This window comes from Thauera carbonicopians, assembly GCF_025699485.1.
GTDB lineage: Bacteria > Pseudomonadota > Gammaproteobacteria > Burkholderiales > Rhodocyclaceae > Thauera.
Genome location: NZ_JANUXN010000011.1, coordinates 1 through 24,035 on the forward strand (window position 1 = coordinate 1; position 24,035 = coordinate 24,035).

20 protein-coding genes are annotated in these 24,035 nt (G+C 63.7%); 4 read left to right on the forward strand and 16 right to left on the reverse strand.

Annotation, left to right across the window (positions count from 1 at the left end):
- Nucleotides 1–207 precede the first annotated feature (207 nt).
- Complete coding sequence (locus tag NX068_RS13880) at nucleotides 208–411, forward strand: hypothetical protein (RefSeq protein WP_263461858.1); 204 nt, start codon at nucleotides 208–210, stop codon at nucleotides 409–411.
- A 17-nt stretch (nucleotides 412–428) separates the two neighbouring features.
- On the opposite strand, the gene NX068_RS13885 is transcribed toward NX068_RS13880, so the two are convergent.
- From NX068_RS13885 to NX068_RS13945, 13 genes are all read right to left on the reverse strand, one after another.
- Nucleotides 429–1,643, reverse strand: coding sequence for a surface lipoprotein assembly modifier (locus NX068_RS13885; RefSeq protein ID WP_263461859.1), 1,215 nt, complete (start codon nucleotides 1,641–1,643; stop codon nucleotides 429–431).
- A gap of 9 nt (nucleotides 1,644–1,652) precedes the next feature.
- On the reverse strand, nucleotides 1,653–1,907 hold the full coding sequence (locus NX068_RS13890) for a hypothetical protein (RefSeq protein WP_263461860.1): 255 nt from the start codon (nucleotides 1,905–1,907) through the stop codon (nucleotides 1,653–1,655).
- 203 nt (nucleotides 1,908–2,110) lie between these two features.
- Entirely contained in the window at nucleotides 2,111–5,446 is a 3,336-nt protein-coding gene (locus NX068_RS13895) for a TonB-dependent receptor (RefSeq protein WP_263461861.1), read from the reverse strand.
- 144 nt (nucleotides 5,447–5,590) lie between these two features.
- A complete protein-coding gene (locus tag NX068_RS13900; protein ID WP_263461862.1) occupies nucleotides 5,591–6,604 on the reverse strand; it encodes a FecR domain-containing protein in 1,014 nt (337 codons plus the stop codon).
- A 4-nt stretch (nucleotides 6,605–6,608) separates the two neighbouring features.
- The gene (locus NX068_RS13905) at nucleotides 6,609–7,118 is read right to left on the reverse strand and encodes a sigma-70 family RNA polymerase sigma factor (RefSeq protein ID WP_263461863.1); all 510 of its coding nucleotides are present in this window, start codon (nucleotides 7,116–7,118) and stop codon (nucleotides 6,609–6,611) included.
- 122 nt (nucleotides 7,119–7,240) lie between these two features.
- Nucleotides 7,241–8,725, reverse strand: a complete 1,485-nt coding sequence (locus tag NX068_RS13910; protein WP_263461864.1) for a porin family protein — start codon at nucleotides 8,723–8,725, stop codon at nucleotides 7,241–7,243.
- A 157-nt stretch (nucleotides 8,726–8,882) separates the two neighbouring features.
- Entirely contained in the window at nucleotides 8,883–9,899 is a 1,017-nt protein-coding gene (locus tag NX068_RS13915; RefSeq protein WP_263461865.1) for a HupA family protein, read from the reverse strand.
- A 58-nt stretch (nucleotides 9,900–9,957) separates the two neighbouring features.
- On the reverse strand, nucleotides 9,958–13,530 hold the full coding sequence (locus NX068_RS13920; protein WP_263461866.1) for a TonB-dependent receptor: 3,573 nt from the start codon (nucleotides 13,528–13,530) through the stop codon (nucleotides 9,958–9,960).
- Nucleotides 13,531–13,750: 220 nt separating this feature from the next.
- Nucleotides 13,751–14,752, reverse strand: a complete 1,002-nt coding sequence (locus tag NX068_RS13925; protein WP_263461867.1) for a FecR family protein — start codon at nucleotides 14,750–14,752, stop codon at nucleotides 13,751–13,753.
- Between the two features lie 118 nt (nucleotides 14,753–14,870).
- A complete protein-coding gene (locus NX068_RS13930; protein ID WP_263461868.1) occupies nucleotides 14,871–15,371 on the reverse strand; it encodes an RNA polymerase sigma factor in 501 nt (166 codons plus the stop codon).
- A 180-nt stretch (nucleotides 15,372–15,551) separates the two neighbouring features.
- Nucleotides 15,552–16,949: a phosphomannomutase/phosphoglucomutase gene (locus tag NX068_RS13935; RefSeq protein ID WP_263461869.1), complete on the reverse strand. Its 1,398-nt coding sequence runs from the start codon at nucleotides 16,947–16,949 to the stop codon at nucleotides 15,552–15,554.
- A gap of 204 nt (nucleotides 16,950–17,153) precedes the next feature.
- Nucleotides 17,154–17,354: a zinc-finger domain-containing protein gene (locus tag NX068_RS13940; protein WP_263461870.1), complete on the reverse strand. Its 201-nt coding sequence runs from the start codon at nucleotides 17,352–17,354 to the stop codon at nucleotides 17,154–17,156.
- A gap of 23 nt (nucleotides 17,355–17,377) precedes the next feature.
- Nucleotides 17,378–18,298, reverse strand: a complete 921-nt coding sequence (locus NX068_RS13945; RefSeq protein ID WP_263461871.1) for a branched-chain amino acid transaminase — start codon at nucleotides 18,296–18,298, stop codon at nucleotides 17,378–17,380.
- A 181-nt stretch (nucleotides 18,299–18,479) separates the two neighbouring features.
- Here NX068_RS13945 and NX068_RS13950 point away from each other — a divergent pair, with 181 nt between their 5' ends.
- Genes NX068_RS13950 through mnmA form a run of 3 tightly spaced genes read left to right on the forward strand, consistent with a single transcriptional unit; the run spans nucleotide 18,480 to nucleotide 20,732 of the window.
- Entirely contained in the window at nucleotides 18,480–18,932 is a 453-nt protein-coding gene (locus tag NX068_RS13950; RefSeq protein ID WP_263461872.1) for an NUDIX hydrolase, read from the forward strand.
- 11 nt (nucleotides 18,933–18,943) lie between these two features.
- Nucleotides 18,944–19,618, forward strand: coding sequence for a hypothetical protein (locus NX068_RS13955; RefSeq protein ID WP_263461873.1), 675 nt, complete (start codon nucleotides 18,944–18,946; stop codon nucleotides 19,616–19,618).
- 16 nt (nucleotides 19,619–19,634) lie between these two features.
- Complete coding sequence (gene mnmA / locus NX068_RS13960) at nucleotides 19,635–20,732, forward strand: tRNA 2-thiouridine(34) synthase MnmA (protein ID WP_263461963.1); 1,098 nt, start codon at nucleotides 19,635–19,637, stop codon at nucleotides 20,730–20,732.
- Between the two features lie 12 nt (nucleotides 20,733–20,744).
- On the opposite strand, the gene NX068_RS13965 is transcribed toward mnmA, so the two are convergent.
- The 3 genes from NX068_RS13965 to NX068_RS13975 all read right to left on the reverse strand — a co-directional run bounded on the left by NX068_RS13965 (nucleotide 20,745) and on the right by NX068_RS13975 (nucleotide 23,972).
- Nucleotides 20,745–21,683: a hypothetical protein gene (locus NX068_RS13965; protein ID WP_263461874.1), complete on the reverse strand. Its 939-nt coding sequence runs from the start codon at nucleotides 21,681–21,683 to the stop codon at nucleotides 20,745–20,747.
- Between the two features lie 160 nt (nucleotides 21,684–21,843).
- Nucleotides 21,844–22,296: a phosphohistidine phosphatase SixA gene (sixA, locus tag NX068_RS13970; RefSeq protein ID WP_068636209.1), complete on the reverse strand. Its 453-nt coding sequence runs from the start codon at nucleotides 22,294–22,296 to the stop codon at nucleotides 21,844–21,846.
- A gap of 134 nt (nucleotides 22,297–22,430) precedes the next feature.
- Nucleotides 22,431–23,972 (reverse strand): CYTH and CHAD domain-containing protein, encoded by a 1,542-nt coding sequence (locus NX068_RS13975; protein WP_263461875.1) that lies wholly within the window; start codon nucleotides 23,970–23,972, stop codon nucleotides 22,431–22,433.
- Nucleotides 23,973–24,035 lie beyond the last annotated feature (63 nt).

The following is a 24,035-nucleotide window of genomic DNA, read 5'->3' on the forward strand; positions in this document are numbered from 1 at the left end:
AGCCCGAAGTGCCGATGATGGAAGCTGCGTAAAACAACACCGGCCCGGGGCCGGTGTCAGGGGAATACTTGATCTGTGCAGACCACCGTATCTCAAACTGGGCTGTCCTCGGGAAGGCATGCTTGGGAAATAACCAGCGTTTCCTTGGTATGAATGATGGCTATGCTGCAATGATCTCAATACTGAAAAAGTCAAGAAGGAGGGGGCGTGGCTTTTTTGGCAATCAAGGTTTTCAAGGTTCTGGTGTTCTTTTTTGTTTTTTTGCTGATTAGCCATTACGCTGTTTTCGATAAAGAACTATCAAGGGCATTCCGCTGCTCCTTGATTGCAGGCGCCGTTCTGCTTCTTGTCGATGTCATCGTGCCCACTTTGTTTGTCTATCTGTATCGTTCGTTCTTCGTGCTTTCTTGATCGATGGAGGCCGGACTTCAAAAGTTGTGCCGCAGCATCAGGCTCGCTTCGGTCTGGCGGAAGCCGAAGGCCCAGTCCAGGTTGCTGCGGTTGATGCTGTGGCGCAGCCGCAGCTCGGGCACCAGCCCGGCGATCTTCCAGCCGTTCGCGCCCAGGCTGGCGATGTAGATCGCCTGCCTGTCGTGCCGCCGCGCACCCAGGAAGCCGTCGAAGGCGTCGTTGCGGATCTCGCGGTAGATGCCCAGCAGGTTCACATACATGCCCGCCTCGCCGGCAAACTGGTGGTAGACGCCGGCGCGCAGCGTCCACTCCTTGCTGCTGGCCTGCGCCACCTCGTATTTCTTGCGCGTTGCGTCGATGCCGCCGTGGATCGAGGTGACGGGCGTAGGCATGTAGCTGGCGAACAGGCTGGCCTGGTACTGGTCGTAGTCGCTGGTGATCCGCTGCGCCCGGTCCTTGTGGTGGTAGCGCCGGGTGTCCAGCGAGCCGCCGATCTGCCATTGGTTGTCGAGCGCGTGGCGCCATTCCAGTTGCAGGCCGGGGGCCAGGTAGTTGGTGTAGCCGTCGCGGTAGTAGTGCTCCACGTAGGGCAGCATGCTGACGCTGGTTCGCGCATCCAGATACTGGTAGCCCAGGTACAGCAGCGCGGTGTTGCTGCTGTAGTCCTTCACGCCCATCAGGGCCTGGGGATCGTCGTGCCGGTAATGGCTGCCGTAGCTGACCGGCCGCAGCAGCAGGTTGTGGTTGGCGCTCAGATTGAAGCGGCGCTCCAGCGCCAACTCGTAGTTCAGCATGGCGGAGCCGATGGGGTCGGGCATCTTGCGTTCGAACAGGCAGATGCCCCAGAACTCGCTCAGGCAGTCGCGCGAACCGTTGGTCTGGTTGATGTTGTCGTTGTAGCCCATGCCGAAGGCCAGGTTGCCGTGCCAGCCGGCGCGCGCATCCAGTGCCGACAGGTATTGCTCGGTCAGCACGCGGCCGTAGTCCGGCAGGGTGCTGCTGCGGGCCAGCTCGAAGGTGGCACGGGCATCGGCGTCGCGGTTGTCCTCGAACTGCAGACGGGCCAGTTCCAGCTGGATGCGCGCATCGCCGGGGTTGGCGGCATGGGCGCGGCTCAGGTGTTCCAGCGCCTGGCCGTAGAGGCCGCGATGGCGTGCCAGCAGGCCGTTGGCCATGTCCACCAGTTCGGGGCGGTAGTCGCGCAGCAGGCGGTAGCGGCCGACGAACTCCACCAGCCGGTCTCATTGCCCGGTGTTCAGGGCGATGTAGATGGCGGGTTCCAGGTCCTGCAGATTGTTGCCTACCTCGTAGATCCTGCCCTCGTGCACCACGGTGCCGGGCGGAGCCACCAGCGACTCCACCGGCTGCATGCGGCGCTCGGCGGTACGGCGTGTCTGATCGAGCAGGAAGCGGGTGTCGTCATCATCGGCACGGGCCGTGGAGAAGGGCAGGCAGGCCAGCAGCAGGCAGAACGTGGCGGTACGACGCAGGGACATGGGAGTTTCTGAGAAAGGGAAGGCTTGACTAGAATGGAGGCCGGCGGACCGGCCTCCATGCTGGCTGACTAGCTAGATCGTTTCAGGGCAAGTGTTCCTAGCGCTTGCCACCGAATCTCATGATTTTCTCCATGGAAGGATGAGAAACGCTGGTTCTTGGATGAAAACCAGCAAAAAACCGATGAAGAGCGAGGGAGGGATACTCAGTAGCGCAAGGCCAGATCCAGCCGCACGGTGCGGCCTGGCCCTGGCATCGGCACCTTCGCCATGGGGTCCAGGTAATAGCGGTCGGTCAGGTTTTCTACTGACAGCCGGGCGCTGAGCTGGCGGCTGAAGTTGTATTCGGCATAGGCGTCAAGCAGCATCACCGGCCGCCAGAAGTACGTGGGCGCTGCACCGCCGAGCAGGCTGACGGGAGGGCGCGGGCCGGTTCCATCCCACGCAGGCGTGTTTCTTTCCGCGGCGGCGATCCGTTCGATCTTTTTGTTGTTGGCGCTGCTGTGGTAGCGCATGCGCATGCCCAGATCCAGCTTGTGTTCCAGCAAACGGGTGCCCAGATCCAGGTTAACCGAGTATTTGGGTTGCAGACTGAAGTAGGACATGGTGCCGATGAAGCCGCCGGGCATGCACTTGGACCAGCGGTTGTGGACCGGGTCCAGTTGCACTGCGTAGTCTGCGTCGCACATGTCCTGGCGCAGCCGCAGCGTGGCGCCTAGGCCGCCGTAGAATCGGCCGGTATCGAAGCGGCTCTGGAATTCCAGTCCGCTCATGATCTTGCGGTCGAACTGGATGGTGTTCATGTTGCTGGTGCGGTCGTAGAAGTCACTGATGGTGTTGTGGTAGTAGCTCAGCTTGACGTCGGCCACCGGCACGCTGTCGAGCAGGCCGCCCAGGTCGTAGGCCATGCCCACTTCCCATGCGTGGTTACGCTCGGGCTTGAGGGCGTAGGGAAACTCTCCTACCGAGCCCGCTCGGTTGGAGAATTCCATGATGCTGGGAAAGCGCGCCATGTTGGACAGCCGCCCGTAGACGCGGGCGCGGTCGGTCAGCAGGTAGGACGCGGCCAGTTGCGCCGACCAGGCGTGACTGCGCTGTCTTTCCGTGTGCTGCCAGGGAGCGGCCGGGCGTACGGAGGTATAACCGCCGGGACTGTCGTCAAGCTGGTACTTCGGCAGCGTGCGGCCCTGGACGTCGATGGTTTCGGCCAGATCGACCGTGCCGTTGTAATAGGGGTTCTGGTTGCGATCGGCTTTGCCGTCGTGCAATTCGATGGGTACTTGCATCTTCCAGTATTCGTGGTTGAGATCGTAGTCCCACTGGCTGTATTGATAATTATTGGCCGCCTTGTATTCCTCCCACTCCCGAAAGAGCCTGGAGCTCAGCTCCTGAGCGGCCTGGTCGCCCGGGTTATTGATAGAGTTCCATGTGGCGTCATATACCGCTTTCTGCATTGCTACCTCTTCATTGCTCCATGCCTGCCTGTATGCGACGTTTTGATGCGTATTGATCCCGTTTCTGGCCCACAAAGGATGCTGTTCGTCGCGCCGGCGGTCGGTTTCATCGTCGTGGCCCCAGAAGCTGCCGTAGCGGACTCCGGCACTGAGTTGCAGTCTGCTGCTGGCTTTCCAATCCAGGTTCATGCCGGCGCCGTATTCCTCGCGCCGGCCCGAGGCCGGCCCGAAGGCCACGTTGCTCTGGCCCATGCCCATCACGCCGTCGTTTTCCATGGCCATGCGATCCCGGTTGCGCGCGTACTGCCAGTCGGCCGCTACCGTCAGTGCCAGGCTGTTGCTAAGGCGGAAGCGGTTGCTGAGATCCAGCCCGGTGCGCACGGCGTGGGTGTCCATCCGGTTGCCGATGAAAACGTTGTACTGGCCGTCGGTATTGGGTAGTTTGTCGGGCGGATTGTCGGGGTCGAACATACCGAACATGGTCAGCAATTGGCATAATTCGTCGTTGGCGGCATTGGGGTGGTACTTGCACTGCGTCCATTGATCCCAGCCCATGTCCCGGCCGCCGACCTGATAGGTGACGTCGCCGTTCTGGTAGCGCGTGCTCTTGTTCTCAGTGCGCCACAGCGACATTTCCAGATCCAGCCAGGGGGAGTCTTCGGGCTTCATCTCGTAGCCGATCCGGTAAGTCTTCTGGTCGACGCGGCTATTGGGAAACGGGTACTGGAATTGGGTGCGAGCCAGTTGCAGGGAGGGGTCGGCTTCCACAACTGTGTTGTAGACCTCGGACGCAAAGGCGGGCATTTCGCCGAACTCGAGCCGGTTGTGGGTGTATGACAAACTGATCTTCTGGTCGTGGGGCAGATACCAGTTGTTCTTGGCCAGAATGCTTTCGGCGGCGGTGCTGGTATAGGGGACTTCGTAGCCCGGCGCGTAGATCTTGGCCATGTAGGGGTACAGGCTGCTGCCGCTTGCGCCACGGCGAACTTCCGCATCGTATCGGTCGGCGCCCTTGGTGCCGGCAAAGTAGTTGCCGCGTCGGGCGTCGCTGTAGGCCAGCATTGCGTCGAATACGTCGTGCTTGTAGGCGCCGCTGATGAACACCTTGCGGTCGTCGCCATTGAAGTGCGACACGTCGCTGCGCTTGTGCATGTTCATCTGCGGTTTCAGGAACGCGACGCCGGAACCGGCCCCCCAGGGGCTGGCGGTGAAGGCGCCGGGGATGTCGCGGTAATCCTTGCCTTCGATTGCAAACGGGTTGTAGCCGTCCTTGACCGAGTTGCTGGCGGTGCTGGCCTTGAATTCCAGGCCCCAGCTTTGCCCCGGCGCAATGATGTCGCCGGCTTCGATGGTGCGGATGTTGACCGAGCCGCCGATGCCGCTCTTGATGCCGCGCGTCATGGACGGGCCCTTTTCCACCTCGACGCTGTGGAAGAGGTTGGGATCCACGTAGTTGCGGTTGTTGACGCCGCGTAGCGCCATCCAGACGTCCAGCGATTGCTGGGTGCCGTCCACCGTGACCGGGACGCGGCCGTTGCCGGATAGGCCGCGGATGTTCGGGAACAGCGCCGAGCCGTGGCGATTGTCGGCGTTGTACACGCCGTTCATGCCGGCGAAGACATCGCCTACCGATACGCCTTGGTAACGCTCCATGTATTGACGGTCGACGTACAGGTTGGAAATGTCCTTCTCATAAACATTGTCATGGCCCACCTCGTCCTTGGTGCGCTCACCGGTAACCAGTACCCCCTTCAGCTCAGTCGCACTCGTCGACGCTCTGTCTTCGCCCGAAAGCTCGGACAGCACCGGGCGCAGCGTGTAGGTATCCGTAGCGATCTTCACCAGTTCAAGGCCGCTGCCTTGCAATGCGGCGCGCAAGGCCTGCTCCGGGGATAGTTGGCCGCGTACTGGCGCCGCCTGCCGGTTGCCCACCAGGCCGGTATCGACGGTCAGCGCGAGGCCGGCTTCGCGGCTGATGCGGTTGAGCGTGGCGGCGAGTGGCGCGGCCGGCAGGTCGTAGCCATGGCTACCGGCGGCGGACTGAGCTAGGACCGTGGCGGAACTCGCTCCGCTCAGGGTCAGCAGCAAGGCCAGGGCAAGCGGGCGCAGCGGAAAGGCGTGGACATGGGATGGGGCAGACATGCGGCAGGCTCCAGAAATGATCGGGAAAAAGCTTCTTTCCCCTGTCTGCCGAACGAATCCGGAAAAGTGATAGAGCCCGGCGAAAAAAACTTACCGGGCGGGCGCAGCCTCGATGCTCACCAGCCAGTTGCCATACCTGACGACGCGCACCGGCAGCGATGCGGCCAGGACGGCGAGCGCGCGCTCGCCGTCGTCGAGCGGCAGGGTGCCGGTTACGCGCAGGCCGGCGGCGTCCGGCGCCACCCGCAACAGTCCGGGACGATAGCGGGCCAGTTCGGCGACGACGGCGGCGAGCGGCTCGCCGTCGACCACCAGCATCCCCTCCTTCCACGCTTCGGCATCGGCCGCGGCGGGCAGTACGGTGCCGAGCGCGTCGGCCGTCAGATACAGGCGCTGGCCGGCATCGACCCGCTGTTCGGCCGCGCAGGCGGCCTCGGGCTCGGCCGGGCAGGCGGCGGCGCGGGCGAGCACGGCGGATTCGGTGACGGTGAGCACGGTGCCGTCATCGTCGCGGCGGACGATGAAACGCGTCCCCAGCGCACGCAGGCTGCCATCGGCGGTGAAGACGATGAAGGGGCGCTTTTCGGCGGGGTCTCGATGCGCGGTTTCGATGTGGACTTCGCCTGCGCGCAAGCGGAGCGCACGGGTGTCGGCGCCGAAATCGACATCCACCGCGGAACGGGCGTTCAGGACGATGACCGTGTTGTCGGGCAGCGTGACGGTCCGCCGTTCGCTGGTCCCGGTGCGATAGTCGGCAAGCAGGCCGCCGATGGGCTGATGGCGATCGACGAGCAGCGTGCCGAGACCGACGGCAAGGGCCAGCGCGAGCGTGCCGGCCGCTTCCTTCCACCCTGCCCGGCGCCTGCTGCGGACGAGGACACTACGGATCGGCGCCTGCCTGGGCAGCGCGCAGAGCTCGTCATCGAGCTGTGCCAGTTGGCGCCAGGCGCGGGCATGATCGGGATGCGCAGCCAGCCAGGCCTTGTGAGCCGCCCGGTCCGGATGCCCGGCGGCCACGCCGTCGAGCTGCAGCTGCCAGGCGATGGCGTCGTCGAGCACCCGCCGCGAGACGGGCCTGTCATCGTCGCGCCTACAGGCGTTCATTGCTTCATTCGGCCGTGCCATAGCGCAGTTCGTAGCACTGGCGGGCGACCTTCGTCAGGTATTGGCGCACGCGCGGCACCGAGACCCCGAGCCGGGCGGCGATCTCCGCATGCGTCAGGCCGTCCAGACGATTGTACAGCCATGCCGCGCGGGCCTTGGCGGACAGGCCGTCGAGCAGGCGATCCACTTCCATCAGCGCCTCGAGCACGAGCTGCCTCTGCTCCGGCGAAGGCGCCATCGCCGCCTCCTCTCCAGCCAGCGATTCGAGCCAGGCGCGTTCGAGTTCGCGGCGGCGGTAATGGTCGATGACCAGCCCATGCGCGATAGTGGTCAGGTAGGCACGCGGCTCTCGCACCCCGGAAAGCGGCTCCCGCCGGCTACCGAGGATGCGCAGGAAAGTGTCCTGCGCCAGATCGGCAGCCTGTTGCTGGCACCCCAGCTTGTGGCGCAGCCAGCCCAGCAGCCAGCGATGGTGCTCGTTGTAGAGTTCGGCGACATTGGGGGCTGCGGACACGAAACGACCCGGGAAGAAGAAAAAGCTGGCCGGCTGGGCGGCGCAAAGAAGGGAACGCTTCTCATTCTCCATTCAGCAGGTGGAAAACGTCAATGCCGGAAACGCGTGGAGCAGTCGGCTGCTCAAAAATTGTGCCGCAGCATGATGCTCGCCTCGGTCTGGCGGAAGCCGAAGGCCCAGTCCAGGTTGCTGCGGTTGATGCTGTGGCGCAGCCGCAGCTCGGGCACCAGCCCGGCGATCTTCCAGCCGTTCGCGCCCAGGCTGGCGATGTAGATCGCCTGCCTGTCGTGCCGCCGCGCGCCCAGGAAGCCGTCGAAGGCGTCGCTGCGCATCTCGCGGTAAATGCCCAGCACGTTCATGAACAGGCCCGCCTCGCCGGCAAACTGGTGGTAGATGCCGGCGCGCAGCGCCCAGTCCTTGCTGCTGGCCTGCGCCACCTCGTATTTCTTTCGTGTCAGGTCCAGCCCGCCATAGAGCGCCGTCGCCGGCTGCGGCGAAAAGCTCGCGCTCACACCCCACTGGTACTGCTTGTAGTCCGCGCCGGCCAGTTGTCCTCGCGACGTGTACTCGTAGCGCTTGGCGTCCAGGCTGGTGCCCACCTGCCATCTCGGGCTCAGCGCATGGCGCCACTCCAATTGCAGGCCGTGCGCCAGATATTCACTGTGGCGATTGCGGTAGTAGTGCTCCAGGTAAGGCGTCACGGTGATGTTGTCGCGCGCATTCAGATACTGGTAGCCCGCCTGCAGGATCGCCAGGTTGGTGCTGTAGTCCTTGATGCTGGCCGTGTCCGAAGGGTTGGTGCGCGAGTAGTAGTTGCCGTAGCTGAGCGGGCGCAGCTGCAGATTATGGTTGCCCCGCAGGTTGAAGCGGCGCTGCATGGACAGCTCGTAATTCACCATCTGAGAACCGATGGCGTCCGGCATGATCCGCTCGAAAGCGCACAGCCCCAGCACGGGGATGTAGGTTTCGCAGCTTCGGTAGCCGTTGGCCTGGTTGATGTTGTCGTTGTAGCCCCAGCCTACTGCTGCGGTGCCATGCCAGCCGGCACGGATGTCCAGCGCCTGGTGGTATTGCTGCACCATCGCCTGGGCATCGGGCGGCAGACCGGCTTCGAGCGCGCGGGCAAAACCTGTCTGTGCCCGCTTGTCCTGGCTGTCCTCGAACCACAGCCGCGCCAGTTCGAGGCGGATGCGGGCGTCGCCGGGTTCCAGCGCGCTGGCGTCCTGCATGCGGCGCACGGCGGTGGGGTAATCGCCCCGGAAGCGCGCCAGCAGGCTGTCGGCCATCGCCACCAGGGCCGGGCGGTGCCCCCGCAGCAGGCGATAGCGTGAGACGAAATCCGGCAGATGCGACCATTGCCCGGTGTTGATGGCCACGTAAATGGCCGGCTCCAGTTCCTCCAGCGTGTTGCCGACTTCGTACACCTTGCCTTCGTACAGCAGTGAGCCCGGCGGCGCGGCCAGCGCCTCCTCGGCCTGCGCCTTCTGCCCGAGCGCGCGCTGAGTCTGGTCCAGCAGAAAACGGGTGTCGTCGTCATCCGCCCAGGCGGCGGGCAGCACGAAAGCAGCCGCCAGGGCGAACCCCAGGGCCTTGAAGCGATGGAACATCGGATTTTCCCGGCGAGGATGGAAGGAATAGAATGGAGGCCGGCGAACCGGCCTCCAAAGGTGCTACCCGTGCCAAACGATGCCCGGATGAGGATTCACCCGGAATCGCCCGTCTGACGCTCTCCACTGGTGGCCGCCAGTGGAGAGTGGTCAGGCATCAAGGCGTGATGGTGCCGCTGACCTTGCTGCCGCCGAAGGCGGCGTTAGGCAGCGTGCCATTGGTATACATACCTGCCAAGGCTTCAGCGCCATTGTAGAAGCGGCCTTCAATGGTGCTGCCGTTGCTGAAGGTACCGTTGCTGTTGATGGTCGTGCCAGCGAAGCTGATGGTGTGGGTTACACCGCCCACCACTCGACTGATGCTGTTGTTGCTGGAACCTGCACCAATAGTGCCTGAACCACTTGTGTAAGAAACATCCAGTTTCCCTTTGTACAGGTTCAGATTAACCGGAAGGCCGCCTGGCAGCGTATTGCCACTGGCATCAGTGCCTGTCTGACTAATACCAATTACAGCATAAGTGGCGTTGATTGCTGTGGGCATGCTGGCGCTAGTGACCGCATTGTCACCCACATACCAGACGGTACGCTGAGCGCTGGTCATATTCAGATTGGTGCTGTCGTCGGGCGGCGTTCCCGTTGCTCTTGGGGTCCATTCGCCAAAATACACTCCTTGCCCAATCGAAAGTGGAACGACAGGGTTTGCGCCCGCGCCAACGCTGTTTTGGCCGACCTGTCCAATCACCAGGCCGCCAAATTGTGGTGCAAACGACAGGGTGGTGATCTGGCGCACGCTGTTGATGGCAAAGTTGGCGTACTGGTTGTTGGCGGTGCCATTGACCGATTCGGTGTCTTTCCATACCTGAGCGATCTTGGTCGAACCGACCAGACCCATGTCAGAAAGCGTCATGATCCCGCCATTGCCATGATTGGTAATGGCAGTGTTCGAGCCTTTAATGGGGCCCTTGGCCAGATCGATGTAGCCGAACGAGCTGTTTGCCAGTCGCAGGCCAGAATTTCCGCCGCCAAACATGAAGTGGTTCGACGAACCCGTGGCCACCAAGGTCTTGCCAGAAGTGGTGTCGGAGCTGTTGCCTTGGACATTAGGTGACGCAGCAAATGATGCACTGCTACTCACTGCGGCGATGATGGCCGAAGCCAGAACATATTTTTTCATTTCTACATCCTCATATCGAGATTGACGAAAACTGGTTTTTAAGAAAAACCAGCAAAAATCAGAAGCTGATCTTCATGCCTGCCGTTACCGTGCGTCCTGGTCCCGGTAGCAGCACCTTGGACATCGGATCCAGATAATATTCATTAGTCAGGTTGGTGATGCCCAGATTCAAGGAAACATGCTTATTCACGTTGAAGTTGGCGTAGAAATCATGCAGCAACACCGAGCGCCAGTGGAATGTATCTACTCCACCTCGGAACCACACATCTCTTGGCAGCAAATAATCCGGACCTGCTTCCGAGGCCAGGAGGCGATCCAATTGCTTGTTCTCTGCCCCGGCGTGGTAAACGCTGCGCCAGCCCAATTCAAGCCGCCCATTCAATAAGCGGGTGCCCAGCAGCAGATCGATGCTGTATTTTGGCTGCAGGCTGCTGCCGCTATAGGTTCCAGGAAAGCCCCCGGTCATGCAGTGCGGAATCCGGTTGTAGAACGGATCGAGTTCGGAGGCGTAGTCTTTGTCGCAAAGCTTCTGCTTGAGCCTGTAGGTCGCACCCAGGCTGCCAAAATAGCGTCCGCTATCGAAGCGAGACTGCAGTTCCACGCCACTGGTTTTCTTCTTGTCGTACTGAATGAGATCGTACAATCTGGCCCGCTCGATAAAATCCCTGATCTCGGTGTCATAGTAGCTCACACGCACATCCGCAAAACCCAGGCTGGGGAAGAACTGCGTCAGGTCATGGGCATAACCCACTTCCCAATTGGTGCTGCGCTCGGGTTTGCTGGCTCCTGCTGCCAAGGAGCCCTGGAGGCCGTTGCCGTCAACAATGGCGCTGCTGGTCAGTTCGTTGATATTGGGGAAACGGGTGGTTTGCGCATAACGGACGAAGGCGGTGCCAAATGGACCGACTTTGGCGGTAGCGGTAAAGACGGGGCTGAAGGCGCTGCCCGATTGTTCCTGCGGCATTTCCCAGGCCTTGCCTGAATCCAGCAGTTCATATCTCGTTCTGATCTCTCCTCCCTTGGCCCTGCTTACAGTGTTGCCTGGGTTGTATGGATCATCCACCATTTCACTGGCATCCAGTTCGCCATTGGCAAAGGGGTTCTGCGATGAATCGAACTTGCCGTCTTTGTTGGGCAGCAGCGCGGTTTTTATCCAGTAGCTACCCCAGTCGTCGGTTGCAAATTGGCTGTCTCTAGCTGGAGAGTGTATATAGCCGCCACTCACAAACAAGTTTGCAATTCCAATTTCCGCCGCCGTCTCTCCTAGGTATTCGATTTGATCGGTATTGCCAAAGGGATTTGCACGGCGCTCAGACAGAAAATTCAACAAGTTCTGGGCCGCCATTCTAAACGCAGGATTTTCTGTAGGGAATCTGCTGGTGGTATAAGGAGTTGGGCCGTCTGTTGCAAAACTCCGAAATGTCCATTCCTTGAAGTTGCTTGGGTCGTTCATGTCGGTCGCAATCGACGCTGCTGTCGCTTCCGCTCTCAGGCGGATAAGCTCGGCCTTGTCCTCAGGAGTCATCAGTTCCAAATATTGCAATTCCAGTCCGGTGGCACGTCGGGTTGCTTTATGAAACTCGGATCGCTGACGGCGCAGCTTGGCCAGGCCGGTATCCTTGCCGCTATAGCGCAGATAGCGTGTTCCAGCCGTCAGGGTCAGCCAGTCGTTTGCCTGCCAGGCCAGATTCATCATGGCCGAATATTCCTTGCGTTCGCCTGAGCGCGGGCCGAGACGGTCAGTCTGAATATTCAGCAGCGAGCCGTCGGGTGCCAGGCCGTTGGTAACGCTCTTGCTCAGTTCTACCCGATCATCCAGCTTTTCTTTCTGATAGCTGCCAGCCAGGGTGAGTTGCAGCGTGCTTGAAAGACGCATCAAGTTACTGAAGTCAAAGCCTGTGCGATCATGGCTGGTCCACTGCCGACCATTGGCGACAATGGTGCCGTCATGGTCCGGCTCCGGGTTGTACCATGGCATGCCTGGGACAAAAGGCATGCCCAGGCTTTCGTACATCTCTTTAATGAGCCTCCAGCTCTGCATGGCAGTCTGCGTCTGCTCGTCCATGTCGATGGCGTACGGGCTGGATCCTGTCTGGTAGCGGATTCCTTCTGCTTTCGTATGCCACAGGCTGGTTTCCAGATTCAGCCAGTTGGAACCTTCGGGCTTGATGTCGTAACTTAGCTTGTAGCTATCCAGTCTTAGTTTGGAATGCGGGTTCTCATAAACCACCGTTTCCTGCGACCGATCACGGTCGGGCTCACGCAGATCGATATCCTCCAGATACCCCCATGTCAGGATGGAGGAGCCTGGAGTTGTTTCACCAAAAGTGGTGTCGGTGCGCATGAACTGCAAACCGATTCTTTGTTGATCGGGCAGGTACCAGTTGTTTTTTATCAGTGTGGTGCCGGTTTCACTGGCAGTGCTGAATACTTCGCTGCCCGCCCCGTATAACTTGGCCAAGTTTGGCGTGTACACCTTGGTGCTTCGGGTATCGTATGGATCGTGGCCCAAGTATCGGTCTACATTGTTCTTGCCGGCGTAATAGTTCCCCGAAGTGCGTTCGCTGCGCGACAGCAGAATGTCCATGAAATCGTTGCGCGCAGCAATGGTGAGCATTTCAGCATGATCATCGAGGTTGAAATTTCCATTATTCTGAGTGCGTGGTTGCTTGAGATATGGGCTGACGACTACACCGTTGAGTTGTGCGCCGGATAAGTCGCGATAGTCCTGGCCATATAGGGAGGTGGCGTCATAGCGTGGGTTTTTGGTATTGCTGGAAGCCCTCAGGTTGGCTTCGATACCCCAGCTCTCACCATCGGCGATGATGTCGCTGGCTTCGATGGTGCGGATATTCACCGCTCCGCCCACACCGCTCTTGATGCCCCTGCTCAGCGACGGACCTTTTTCCACTTCGATGCTGCGAAACAGCGCCGGGTCGGCATAGCTCCGGTTGCCGACGCCGAATGCGTGCAGCCAGACGTTGGTGGATTGCTCGGTACCGTCGATGGTCAGCGGCGTGCGCCCTTCGCCGGTAATGCCGCGGATATTGGGGGTGATGGCTTGGCTGCTGCGGGTGTCCATGCTGTACACACCGTTCATGCCCTTGAATACGTCACCGGGGTTGGTGGCCTGAAAACGCTGCAATTGCTCGCGGTCCTGGTAAATGCTGGTGGTGTTTTCGTGGTAGACCTTGTCATGCCCGACCTCGTCCTTGGTCCGTTCGGCGGTGACGGTCACCGTTTCCAGATGTGCCACTGCATTTGCCGGAGGCGCTGCCCGCGACAGCGTGACGTTGGCACCGGTGCGGCGAAACTGGATGCCCGTACCTGCCAACAGGCGCTGCAGCGCCTCGTCGGGTGAAAGCGAGCCGCTGATTGCCGGTGCGTCGTAGCCCGCCACGGTTTCCTGCGAGAAGAACAGTTGCAGTCCGGCCTGCTTGCCCAGTTGCAGCAGTGCCTGCCCCAGCGGTTGGGGGGAAATGGCGATGGAGATCGGCGTCTCCTGCGCCCATGAACTCGCCGGGAGTGAGCCGGCGACGATGGCGATCGAAAACGCCAGGGGGGTCATGCACAGCCGGAAGGCGGGCGAGCAACTGCGGCGTGTGTCGGCGGGCGTTTTTTTCCTGCTCATGTTCTCGTGGTGTCGTAGATAGGAAGATGGAAAGGCCGGTCCGTGCTGCCTGTACGGGCGATATGTGCGGACTGGTGCTTGTTGAGCGGCGCTGCGAGAGAGCCGCTCTTCCTATAGACGGATGAAGAGCAGGATTTCCGGAATGAGAATGCGAACTATTTTTGTTTTTTCTTGCGGATCAAGGGCTTGCAAGGCTTGAACAGGGGCTGCCGCCCTAGCGTCAGCGCGGCAGGATGCGCATCCGGCCGTCCGCTTGCCGGTGCACGCTGACCGGGGCGAAGTCGGGCAGCATGTCGAGCATCGTTTCCGGCTTGCTGGCGCGGAAGATGCCCGAGATGCGGTGGCTGCGAAGGGCTGCATCGTCCAGGAGGACGGGCTGTGGCAGGTAGCGATTGAGTTCTTCCAGCGCCAGCGCGAGCGGGGTGTCGTCGAACACGATGTCGCCGCGCTGCCAGGCGGCGATGTTGGCGATGGCGACGGTACGGACGGCTTCCAGTGGCGCGTCGGGGTAGGCGCTCACCTTCTGGCCTGCGGTCAGATGGTGGGCCTGCCGGTTCCACCAGTGGCCGCTGGATACTTTGACCGAGCCGGATTCCACTGCGACCTGTACCGCCGAATCGGTGCGCGATACGTTGAAGCGCGTGCCGGTGACGGTGATTTCGGCGAAGCCCGCATCGATGACGAAGGGGCGCCGTGTGTCGTGCGCGACGGAGAAGAAGATTTCGCCGTGCTGGAGCTCGATGGCCCGCCTGCCTTCGTAGAAGCGTGCAACCGCAAGGGTGCCGGTGTTGGCGTGGAGGATGGAGCCGTCCGGCAGGACCAGTTGCCGCTGCTCTCCGCGCATGGTCTGCAGGCGCTGCGTATCGAGCGGTGCGTCGAACACGCCTTGCCGATACAGCACGCCCATGGCCGCCACGCTGCAACAGGCGCCCACGAGCCCGAAGGCGAAAGCGCGCCGCGATGGACGTGAAGGCTGTCGTCGTGTGGCCGGGCGTTCGTCCTGTTCCAGGATCGTGCGCACCGCCTCGGGCGACAGCAGGCGGGCCGCGTCGGAGATGCGACAGACCTTGCGGTACTGCCGGTCGTGTTCCGGGCTGGCCTGCCGCCATTGCTCGAATGCGTGAAAATCGGCATCGCTCGCCCTGCCGGAATGCAGGCGGACGTACCAGTCCGCGGCGTCATCACAGGAAGCGGAGGATTCGGGAGGCGAGTCTGAGGTCATTGCCTGCGTGGAAGGGCGGGTTGCGGTTGGGTGGAAAGATTCGGCGATGTGTGATGCGATGATGGCGCCCTTCACATCCGGTAGACGGATGACTGCAGGAAAGGTCGGAACGGGAGCATCAGGCGTAGTGTTGCAAACGGTTGCCGAGGTGGCGAACCGTCCGGGTCATGTGCTTTTCCACCATGTCGGTGGAGATGCCGAGCTTCTGCGAGATTTCGGTATGCGTGCAGCCTTCGATGCGGTGGTGGATGTAGACCTGGCGGCAGACCAGCGGCAGTTCTTCCAGTGCCGTCTGAAGGTCGGCGAGCAGCTTGCGGGCGTGCGCTTCGGCTTCGGGGCCCGGCATGTCGGATGCGGTCTGGTCGTCGAGTTCATCGAGGGGAATGCTGGGGAAGGCAGTCTGGTGGCGGTGTGCGTCGATCTTGCGGTTGCGCACGCTGCGCTTCAGATAGGCGACCGGATTGGCCACTTTGGACACACCGGCTTCGAGCATGCGCAGCGCGGCATCCTGAAGGGCATCCAGGGCGTCGTCATCGGTGTCCGGCCTGCGCCGCCAACCGCCGATGAGCTCGCAGTAATTTGCAAGCCAGCCTTTCTTGGACAGAGGGCGATGGGTCATGGCAGGCGTTTCGACTGAGCGATGCTCTAATGAAATGAGACCTATTACTATTGATGCGCGGCGCGATTCTATACTTGATGCCGATCAAACCCCAAAGAAAGTACAAAGCCGTTCCTGATCATGTGTTCAGAAACGGCTTGATTGCAGCGTCACCAGCCGCGAGCGCGGCTGGGCCCGGCCTCAGAACGGCAGTGCCAGCCCCGGCCACACGCCTTCGATGGCGCGGCGGAAGTCGGCCTGGATGCGCGCCAGCGCTTCGGCGCTGTCGGCCTCGAAGCGCAGCACGACCACCGGCGTGGTGTTGGACGGCCGCGCCAGGCCGAAGCCGTCGGCGTATTCGACGCGCACGCCGTCGAGGGTGATGACTTCCTGGGCGTCGTCGAAGCGGGCGGCTTCCTTCAGCCGCTTCACCAGCTCGAAGGGTTCGCCCTCGTTCATCTTCAGGTTCAGTTCGGGGGTGCTGATCGAGTCCGGCAGCGCCTTCAGCGCGGCGTTGGCGTCGGCGCGGGCGGACAGGATCTCGAGCAGGCGGGCGCCGGAATAGAGGCCGTCGTCGAAGCCGAACCAGCGCTCCTTGAAGAACATGTGGCCGCTCATCTCGCCGGCCAGCGGCGCGCCGGTTTCCTTGAGCTTGGCTTTCACCAGGGCGTGGCCGGTGTTCCACATCGTCGGCTTGCCGCCGCGCTCGCGGATCCAGGGGGCGAGCTTGCGGGTGCATTTGACGTCGAAGATGATCTCGCCGCCGGGCACGCGGCTCAGCACGTCCTCGGCGAACAGCATCAACTGGCGGTCGGGGTAGATGATTTCGCCGTCCTTGGTCACCACGCCGAGGCGGTCGCCGTCGCCGTCGAAGGCGAAGCCGAGTTCGGCGTCGGTGTCGCGCAGCGCGCGGATCACGTCCTGCAGGTTCTCCGGCTTGGACGGGTCGGGGTGGTGGTTGGGGAAGCTGCCGTCGACCTCGCAGAACAGTTCGACCAGCTCGCAGCCGAGGCGGCGGAACAGCGCCGGTGCGATGTTGCCGGCGACGCCGTTGCCGCAGTCGATGACGATCTTCATCGGCCGCGCCAGCTTCACGTCGCCGACGATGCGTTCGACATAGGCTTCGGTCACGTCCGCGGTGCGCAGTGCGCCGGGCGCGGCGGCGCGGACGAGGTCGTCGTCGGCGATGCGGGTGCGCAGGGCCTGGATCATGTCGCCGTACAGGGTCTGGCCGCCGAGCACCATCTTCAGGCCGTTGTAGTCGGGCGGGTTGTGGCTGCCGGTGACCGAGACGCAGGAATCGCAGCCGAGGTGGTGGGCGGCGAAGTAGGTCAGCGGCGTCGGCACGCAGCCGATGTCGATGACGTCCACGCCGGCGGCGCGGATGCCGTCGGCCAGGGCGCCGGCCAGCGCCGGGCCGGACAGGCGGCCGTCGCGGCCGACGGCGATGGCCTGCTGGCCGCGGGCGACGGCTTCGGAACCGAGCGCATGGCCGATGGCGCGTACCGCGTCCGGCGTCAGCACGGTGTCGACGATGCCGCGGATGTCATAGGCCTTGAAGATTTCGGGGGCGGGCAGGGCGTGGCGGTTCGAGGTCATGGATGAGGCTGCGTGGATTGGACGAAAGCCGGCATTGTATGCCGTGTGGGCTTGCCGGTCAGGCGGCGCCGTCGAGGCAGGATGTTTCAGGGTGCGTGCGAAATCCTCGGCGTGGCCGGAAAAGAACAGGGGGCGGATACCTGGCGGTATCGGCCCCCTCGTCGTCCTCGGCGCCGTGCGGCCGGAACCGCGCGGCGGATGGGCTCAGTGATGGCCCTTGGGATGTTCGCCGGTGAAGATGTAGTGCGCGCTACAGTAGGGGCACACGGCTTCGCCGGTCTTCAGCACGTCGAGGAAGACGCGCGGGTGGCGGGCCCACAGCGGCGCGCCCGGCGGCGGGCAATGCAGCGGCAGGTCCTTGGCGGTGATGGCGACGGCCTGGGTCTTGTCGGTGTTCTCGACCATGGATGGGTCCTCTTGCGTGGAGATCAGACGTAAGCGAGCCAGCGCTCGTATTCCGGCGCGCGGCCATTGACGATGTCGAAGAAGCGGGCCTGCAGCTTGGTCGTGACCGGGCCGCGCTTGCCTTCGCCGATGATGCGGTCGTCGAGCTCGCGGATCGGCGTGACTTCGGCCGCGGTGCCGGTGAAGAAGGCTTCGTCGGCGAGGTAGACGTCGTCGCGGGTCAGGCGCTTGGAGCTGAACTCGTAGCCGAATTCGCGCGCGACGGTGATGATCGAGTCGCGGGTGATGCCGGTCAGCGCCGAGGCGATCTCGGGTTCGTAGATCTTGCCGTCCTTGACGATGAACAGGTTCTCGCCCGCGCCTTCGGCGACGAAGCCCTGGTTGTCCAGCAGCAGCGCCTCGTCGTAGCCCATCTTGGTGACTTCGAGGTTGGCGAGAATGGAGTTGGGGTAGGTGCCGGCGAGCTTGGCGCGCGGCATCGTCGAGTTGACGTGGTGGCGGGTGTAGGACGAGGTCTTGACGCGGATGCCCTTCTCCAGGCCGTCCTCGCCGAGGTAGGCGCCCCACGGCCAGGCGGCGATGGCGACGTGCACGGTCGAGCCGCGGGTGGAGATGCCCATCTTTTCCGAGCCGTAGAAGGCCAGCGGGCGCAGGTAGCAGGATTCGAGCTTGTTGGCGCGCACGACCTCCTTCTGCGCTTCCATGAGTTCATCCTTGGAGTAGGGGATGTCCATCATGTAGATCTTGGCGGAATTGATCAGGCGCTGGGTGTGCTCGGCGAGGCGGAAGATGGCCGTGCCCTTGGCGGTGTTGTATGCGCGGACACCTTCGAAGACGGCCAGACCGTAGTGCAGGGAATGGGTCAGCACGTGCGTGGTCGCTTCGCGCCACGGAACGAGCTTGCCGTCTTGCCAGATGAAACCGTCGCGATCAGCCATGGACATGATTGGGTTCTCCACCTCAGGAAAGTTGATTCGGCAGCCCGCGTCCGGCGGGCGGAACCCGTGGATTCTAGCGCAAAGGCAGGGCCTGCGAACGCCACTTTATGCGGGTGAAAGCCTTGCGGCGGTGGGGAAAGCTGCCGGCGCGCGCTAGAATGCCGGCCTGTCGTCGAAGGAGCTGGCCTTGATCGATCGCGAGTGGAAACCCAATGTCACCGTCGCCGCCGTCATCGAGCGGGACGGCCGCTTTCTGCTGGTCGAGGAACATACGCCCGACGGACTGCGTTTCAACCAGCCCGCGGGCCATCTGGAGCGCGGCGAATCGCTGCTGGAGGCGGTGGCGCGCGAGGCGCTGGAAGAGACCGCGCACCGTTTCGTGCCCGAGTACCTGGTCGGCATCTACCAATGGACGCGGCCGCAGGGCGATGTCACCTATCTGCGCTTCGCCTACGGCGGCCGGCTGGAGGGCGAGGAGGCCGGGCGCAGCCTCGACGACGGCATCGTGCGCGCGGTGTGGATGACGATCGACGAGGTGCGCGCCACCGCCGGCCGCCATCGCAGCCCGCTGCTCCTGCAGTGCATCGAGGACTGGCTGGCGGGGCAGCGCCACCCGCTGTCCTTGCTGCGGCACTACTGATCCGGCGGAGCATGCACGGCATCTGCCTGGCGATCCTGCTGGCTGTCGCGGGCCTGGTGCAGGCCGCGACGGGCGCGCAGGCAGCGGACGCGGAAGTCGGCATCTGCTACGGCTACGGCTGTGCGCGCGAGGGTGTGGCGCGCTACGGCGCGGCCGAGCTGGCGAATCTGGCCGCGCGGCTGGACATGGCGCGGAGCGCGGCGGAGGAGCGCGCCCTGCTCGGCGAGGCGGTGGGCCGGCTGTATCGCGTGGCCGGCCGGCAGTTGCCGGTGGGCGCGGATCGCGGCGGCAATTATCTCGATGGCGGCGTCGAAGGCCGCATGGACTGCATCGATCATTCGACTTCGACGACCCGCCTGCTGAAGCTGCTGGAGTCGCGCGCTGCGCTGCGCTTTCACCGGGTGCTCGAGCCCGAGCGGCGCTCCTGGCTGATCTTCCAGCATTTCAGTGCGGTGATCGAGGAACTGACACCGGCGGAGCGCATCGAGCGGCTGCCGCCGGGTTCGGCGCTGGCGCGCTGCAACTGCACGGAAGATGGGATGATCGTCGAAGGCCCGGACGGTGCCGAAGCGCCCAGTCCGGGCGAACGTTATGCGGTCGACAGCTGGTTCGTCGACAATGGCGAGCCGGCGGTGGTGCTGCCGCTTGCCGAATGGCTCAATGGAGGTGGACCGAATGTCCAGTAAGCAGGATGGAAACGGCATGAAAGTGGTCGTCGGCATGTCCGGCGGCGTGGATTCGTCGGTGACGGCGCTGTTGCTTAAGCAGCAGGGCTACGAGGTGACCGGCCTGTTCATGAAGAACTGGGAGGACGACGACGATTCCGACTACTGTTCGACGCGGCAGGATCTCGTCGATGTGGCTTCGGTCTGCGACGTGATCGGCATCGATCTGGAAGTCGTCAACTTCAGCGCCGAATACAAGGACCGGGTGTTCGCCGACTTCCTGCGCGAATACGAGGCCGGGCGCACGCCGAATCCGGACGTGCTGTGCAACTCCGAGATCAAGTTCCGCTGCTTCCTCGACCACGCCATGCAGCTGGGCGCCGAGCGCATCGCCACCGGCCACTATGCCCAGGTGCGCGAATGGAACAACGACGGCCGCAGGGAATACCAGTTGCTGAAGGCCGAGGACGGCACCAAGGACCAGAGCTATTTCCTCTATCGCCTGAACCAGCAGCAACTGGCGAGGACCCTGTTCCCGCTCGGCACCCTGTACAAGCGCGAAGTGCGCCGCATCGCCGAGCAGGCGGGTCTGCACGTCGCCGCCAAGAAGGACTCGACCGGCATCTGCTTCATCGGCGAGCGGCCCTTCCGCGAGTTCCTGATGCGCTACCTGCCGACACAGCCGGGCGAGATCCGCTCGCTCGACGACGAGCGCGTGCTGGGCGAGCACCAGGGCCTGATGTACCACACCATCGGCCAGCGCAAGGGGCTGCACATCGGCGGCATCAAGGGCAACCAGGACGAGGCCGGCGAGCACGAGGCCTGGTACGTGGCGAAGAAGGACGTGAAGGCCAACGTGCTGTACGTGGTGCAGGGGCATGAGCACCCGGCGCTGCTGCGCGACCGCCTGGTGGCGACCGATCTCAACTGGATCGCCGGCCGCGATCCGCACACCAACTGGGTGTATACCGCCAAGCCGCGCTACCGTACGCCCGACATGCCGTGCGAGATCGACCGCATCGCCGACGGGCGCGCCGAGATCGCCTTCGCCCAGCCGCAGTGGGCGCTGACGCCGGGACAGAGCGTGGTGGTCTACGAATCCAAGGTCTGTCTCGGCGGCGGCATCATCGTCTGACGCCGGCTGCGCTCAACAGGACATCGGCCCGGCCAGCCGCGGCCGGCCCCGCTGGTGCGCCCTTGCGGCGAAGGCTTCGCAGCGTTCGATGAATTCGCGTGTGCTCTTGGGCATCGGCACGCGCGCGCGGGTGATGTAGGTGACGAGGTCGCGGCCTTGCAGCAGCAGGCCGTGTCCGTCGGTGGCCAGTTGCCGCTCGGCAGCGCTGATACCGTGCGACAGCCGTGGTGCGAAGGCGGCGAGTTCTTCGGAGGCGACGACGAAATCCGCCCACACATCGAAGATGTCCGGATCGGTGCGAAGCGTCTCGCACTTGATCTTCGCCGCTTCCGCAAAGCGGGCGATCGCGGGCTGGATGCCTTCGTACAGCGGCGTGGCCGAAAGAGTGGCCGTCATCGTCTCGGCCAGGCGATCGATGTCGCGCAGCGTTTGCGCGATCTTGATGACGCGGCTGTCGTAGAAGGCTTCGACCGGAATCGAGAAGGCGCGGAAAGGCTCGCCCCACAGTTCGTCGATGCCTTCCTCGCCGCTGCGATGCAGCACCAGCTTGCCCAGGCTCAGCGCCTCCTGCAGGCAGAAGCCGCATTCGCGCATCAGCGCGTTGTCGGTCTCGATCTCGATGCCCAACTCCTGCAGCTCGACCAGTTTGGTAAAGATGTCGGTGGCGCGGTTGAACAGCGCGCCGGCGAGCATCGCGCCCTTGACCCGCTTGCGCGCCGGGTCCTGCTCGGCTTCATAGGCCCTGCGGGCATCGTTCAGGCGCTTGCCGGGGATGTTGATGCCGTGCTCGACGTGGTTGAACAGCCTGCGCGTCAGCGCCTGGATGAGCTGCTTCTTGGCCTTCAGTGAATTGGCGGGCGGATCGTAGACCTTGATCCAGTAGCCGTCACAGAAGATGCGGCGGACACCGTCGATGAGGGCGATGGTGCCGTTTTCGGTAGGAGCGCTCATGACCAGCCCGGCCTTTTGGCTTGCGAATGGAAAAACACGGCCTGCCGGGACGGGGTGCCGTCCGGGCAGGATGCGCAGTCTTGCGCAATGTGCTGCAAAGCACAAGCCTTGCCGCCGTGCGATGTGCTCGAACAGGGCGGTGGACCGGTCCGGACAGGCGTCAGATGAGGTCGGCCGGGATGACCGCGCGCAGCACGGTCTGGGTCTCGTTTTCGCGCACGCGGTTGGTGAACCACCACAGTGCGCCTTTCTTGATCGTCCAGTCGGCTTCCTGGCCCGACAGCAGCAAGGCGGCGAGGCGGCCGAGCGCAGGCTGGTGGCCGACGACCAGGGCGGCGCCGCTGGAGTCCGGCCAGCCGGTGGCGGCGAGGATGTCGGCGACGTTGCCGTCCGGCCCGAGGCCGTTGACGATCTCGAAGTCGTCGGCAAAGGCGCTGGCGGTCTGGCGGGTGCGTACGGTCGGGCTCACCAGTACGCGCATGCGCTTGGGGTGGTTCTTTGCCAGCCATGCCGCCATGCGGCGGGCCTGCTTGTGGCCGCGCTGGGTCAGCTCTCGCGTGTGGTCGGGCGTGCCGTCGGCCGCTTCGGCGTGGCGCCAGAGCAGGAGGTCCATTTGCTTCTCCATCGGATCGGGGGCCTGCATGATGTCCTCGTTCTGTTGCAGGCCGATGACACGGTCCGGCGTCCCGGCGGCCTGGCGGCACATCGTTTCGGCGGCTTCGCGATCCGGCAGGCCGTCTGCGCCGCCTACCACGGCGTCTTGCCCCGCAGCACGGGCTCGACGGCATGCAGCACGCCGCGCCGCAAGCCGGCGTAATGCGGCGCATGCCAGCCCAGCACGAAGGCGACGGCGGCCTGCAGCGGAGCGTCGGCCGCGGCCCAGCCGAGCAGGCGCATGCGGGCGATGTCGACGTCCTGCAGGAAACCCAGTGTGCCCAGTGCTTCGACCAGGTTTGCACGGTAGCGTGCGACCGCCTTGGCGGGGAACAGGGGGGCGAAGAACTCGATCCCGTAGCGCAGTTGCTTGAGGCCGATGCGCAGCATGTGCAGCTGGGTGGGTTCGAGCGTCGATGCTGCTTCGAACTGGCGGCGTGCCCGCTTGCGCAGGCGCGCCAGGCGCAGGCGGACGAAGGTTCGCAGGTCGGCGGCGTCGACCAGGTTGTTGCCCTGCAGGCGCAGCAGTTCGGCGCTGAGTTCGAGCAGCAGGCGGCCCTGTGTGGCCATGTCGAGCGCCTGTTCCGCAGTTTGGTAGGCCGTGTCGCGGGCCTGGGCGGCGGTCTGCAGCAGGCTGGCCATCGATGCCTCGTCGGCCAGGCCTTCCGGCGTGACCGGTGCGAGCAGTTCGCCGTGGAGGACGTCGAGGTCGCGCGCATCGCCGAAGCGCCTGGCATTTTCGCGCAGGCGGGCGTTCCACTGGCCGGCGAATTCGGCCGGCAGGGCCGGAGCGAACAGCTTCAGCAGCGCGCGCAAGCGGCGCTGGGCGACACGGAGCTGGTGGATGAAGTCGGCGTGGGCGGTGTCCGCAGCGCCGGCCGCGGCGACATCCGGCAGCAGGGCCGCGGCATTGGCCTGCCATTGGCGCACGCAGCCGAAAGCCAGGCGGCGGAAGGCGTCCACCACGTTGTCGCCGGGCTGGAGGTCGGAAGCCTCGGCCCGTGCCGCGCCGAGTGGGGTGCCGAGGAACAGGCGGTAGCCGCGCTCGGCCTTGGAAACGTCGGCGGGCATCAGCGGCAGGGTCTGCGCCAGTTCGCAGGCCAGCGCGAACAGGTCGTCGGCCTGGCCGCGTTCCAGTTCTAGCTCCAGTTCGCAGATCGGCGCCTGGCGCTGGATGCCTGCGGGCGTGGTCACGAGAACTTCGCCGGTGTCGATCATCAACAGGATGCTGGTGCCTTCGCGCGGGCTCAGGCGGCGCGTCTCGCGGCGGAAGCGAGTGGTGAACACCGGCACCAGCGCGCCGGCATGGCGGTTCAGCAGTTTCGCGGCGTCCGGAGCATCGACCTGCGAGAAGTCGAAGCTGCCCGAGTAGGGCTGCTCCCATTCGGGGCGCTGCGACAGGCCGCCGCTCGACACCGCGGCGCATTTCACCGTCTGCAGCCAGTTGCGGCCCTGGCGGCGGGTACGCACGGCGACCTTGTGCGCCTTGAGCTGCAGCCGCGGGGTGTCGTAGTAGGTGTTGTCCAGGGTCACGGTGTTGCCGAGCTTCTCCGCGCCGGCGACCAGCGGATGGCGGCGCAGCGCGGCGAGGGCGCGCTTCGGCAAGGCAAGTTTCAGCTCGATTTCCTGGCTCATGGTGCTTTGTTCGGATGCAGACGTCCGGATTCTAGTCATCCGCCCGGAGGGCGTCATGCATGC

Coding starts and splice junctions, on each gene's coding strand:
- NX068_RS13955 (WP_263461873.1), top strand. CDS start 18,944: ATGCACGGCATCTGCCTGGCGATCCTGCTGGCTGTCGCGGGCCTGGTG.
- NX068_RS13915 (WP_263461865.1), bottom strand. CDS start 9,899: ATGAAAAAATATGTTCTGGCTTCGGCCATCATCGCCGCAGTGAGTAGC.
- NX068_RS13910 (WP_263461864.1), bottom strand. CDS start 8,725: ATGTTCCATCGCTTCAAGGCCCTGGGGTTCGCCCTGGCGGCTGCTTTC.
- NX068_RS13930 (WP_263461868.1), bottom strand. CDS start 15,371: ATGACCCATCGCCCTCTGTCCAAGAAAGGCTGGCTTGCAAATTACTGC.
- NX068_RS13965 (WP_263461874.1), bottom strand. CDS start 21,683: ATGAGCGCTCCTACCGAAAACGGCACCATCGCCCTCATCGACGGTGTC.
- NX068_RS13975 (WP_263461875.1), bottom strand. CDS start 23,972: ATGAGCCAGGAAATCGAGCTGAAACTTGCCTTGCCGAAGCGCGCCCTC.
- NX068_RS13900 (WP_263461862.1), bottom strand. CDS start 6,604: ATGAACGCCTGTAGGCGCGACGATGACAGGCCCGTCTCGCGGCGGGTG.
- NX068_RS13920 (WP_263461866.1), bottom strand. CDS start 13,530: ATGAGCAGGAAAAAAACGCCCGCCGACACACGCCGCAGTTGCTCGCCC.
- mnmA (WP_263461963.1), top strand. CDS start 19,635: ATGAAAGTGGTCGTCGGCATGTCCGGCGGCGTGGATTCGTCGGTGACG.
- NX068_RS13940 (WP_263461870.1), bottom strand. CDS start 17,354: ATGGTCGAGAACACCGACAAGACCCAGGCCGTCGCCATCACCGCCAAG.
- NX068_RS13945 (WP_263461871.1), bottom strand. CDS start 18,298: ATGTCCATGGCTGATCGCGACGGTTTCATCTGGCAAGACGGCAAGCTC.
- sixA (WP_068636209.1), bottom strand. CDS start 22,296: ATGGACCTCCTGCTCTGGCGCCACGCCGAAGCGGCCGACGGCACGCCC.
- NX068_RS13925 (WP_263461867.1), bottom strand. CDS start 14,752: ATGACCTCAGACTCGCCTCCCGAATCCTCCGCTTCCTGTGATGACGCC.
- NX068_RS13935 (WP_263461869.1), bottom strand. CDS start 16,949: ATGACCTCGAACCGCCACGCCCTGCCCGCCCCCGAAATCTTCAAGGCC.
- NX068_RS13890 (WP_263461860.1), bottom strand. CDS start 1,907: ATGTCCCTGCGTCGTACCGCCACGTTCTGCCTGCTGCTGGCCTGCCTG.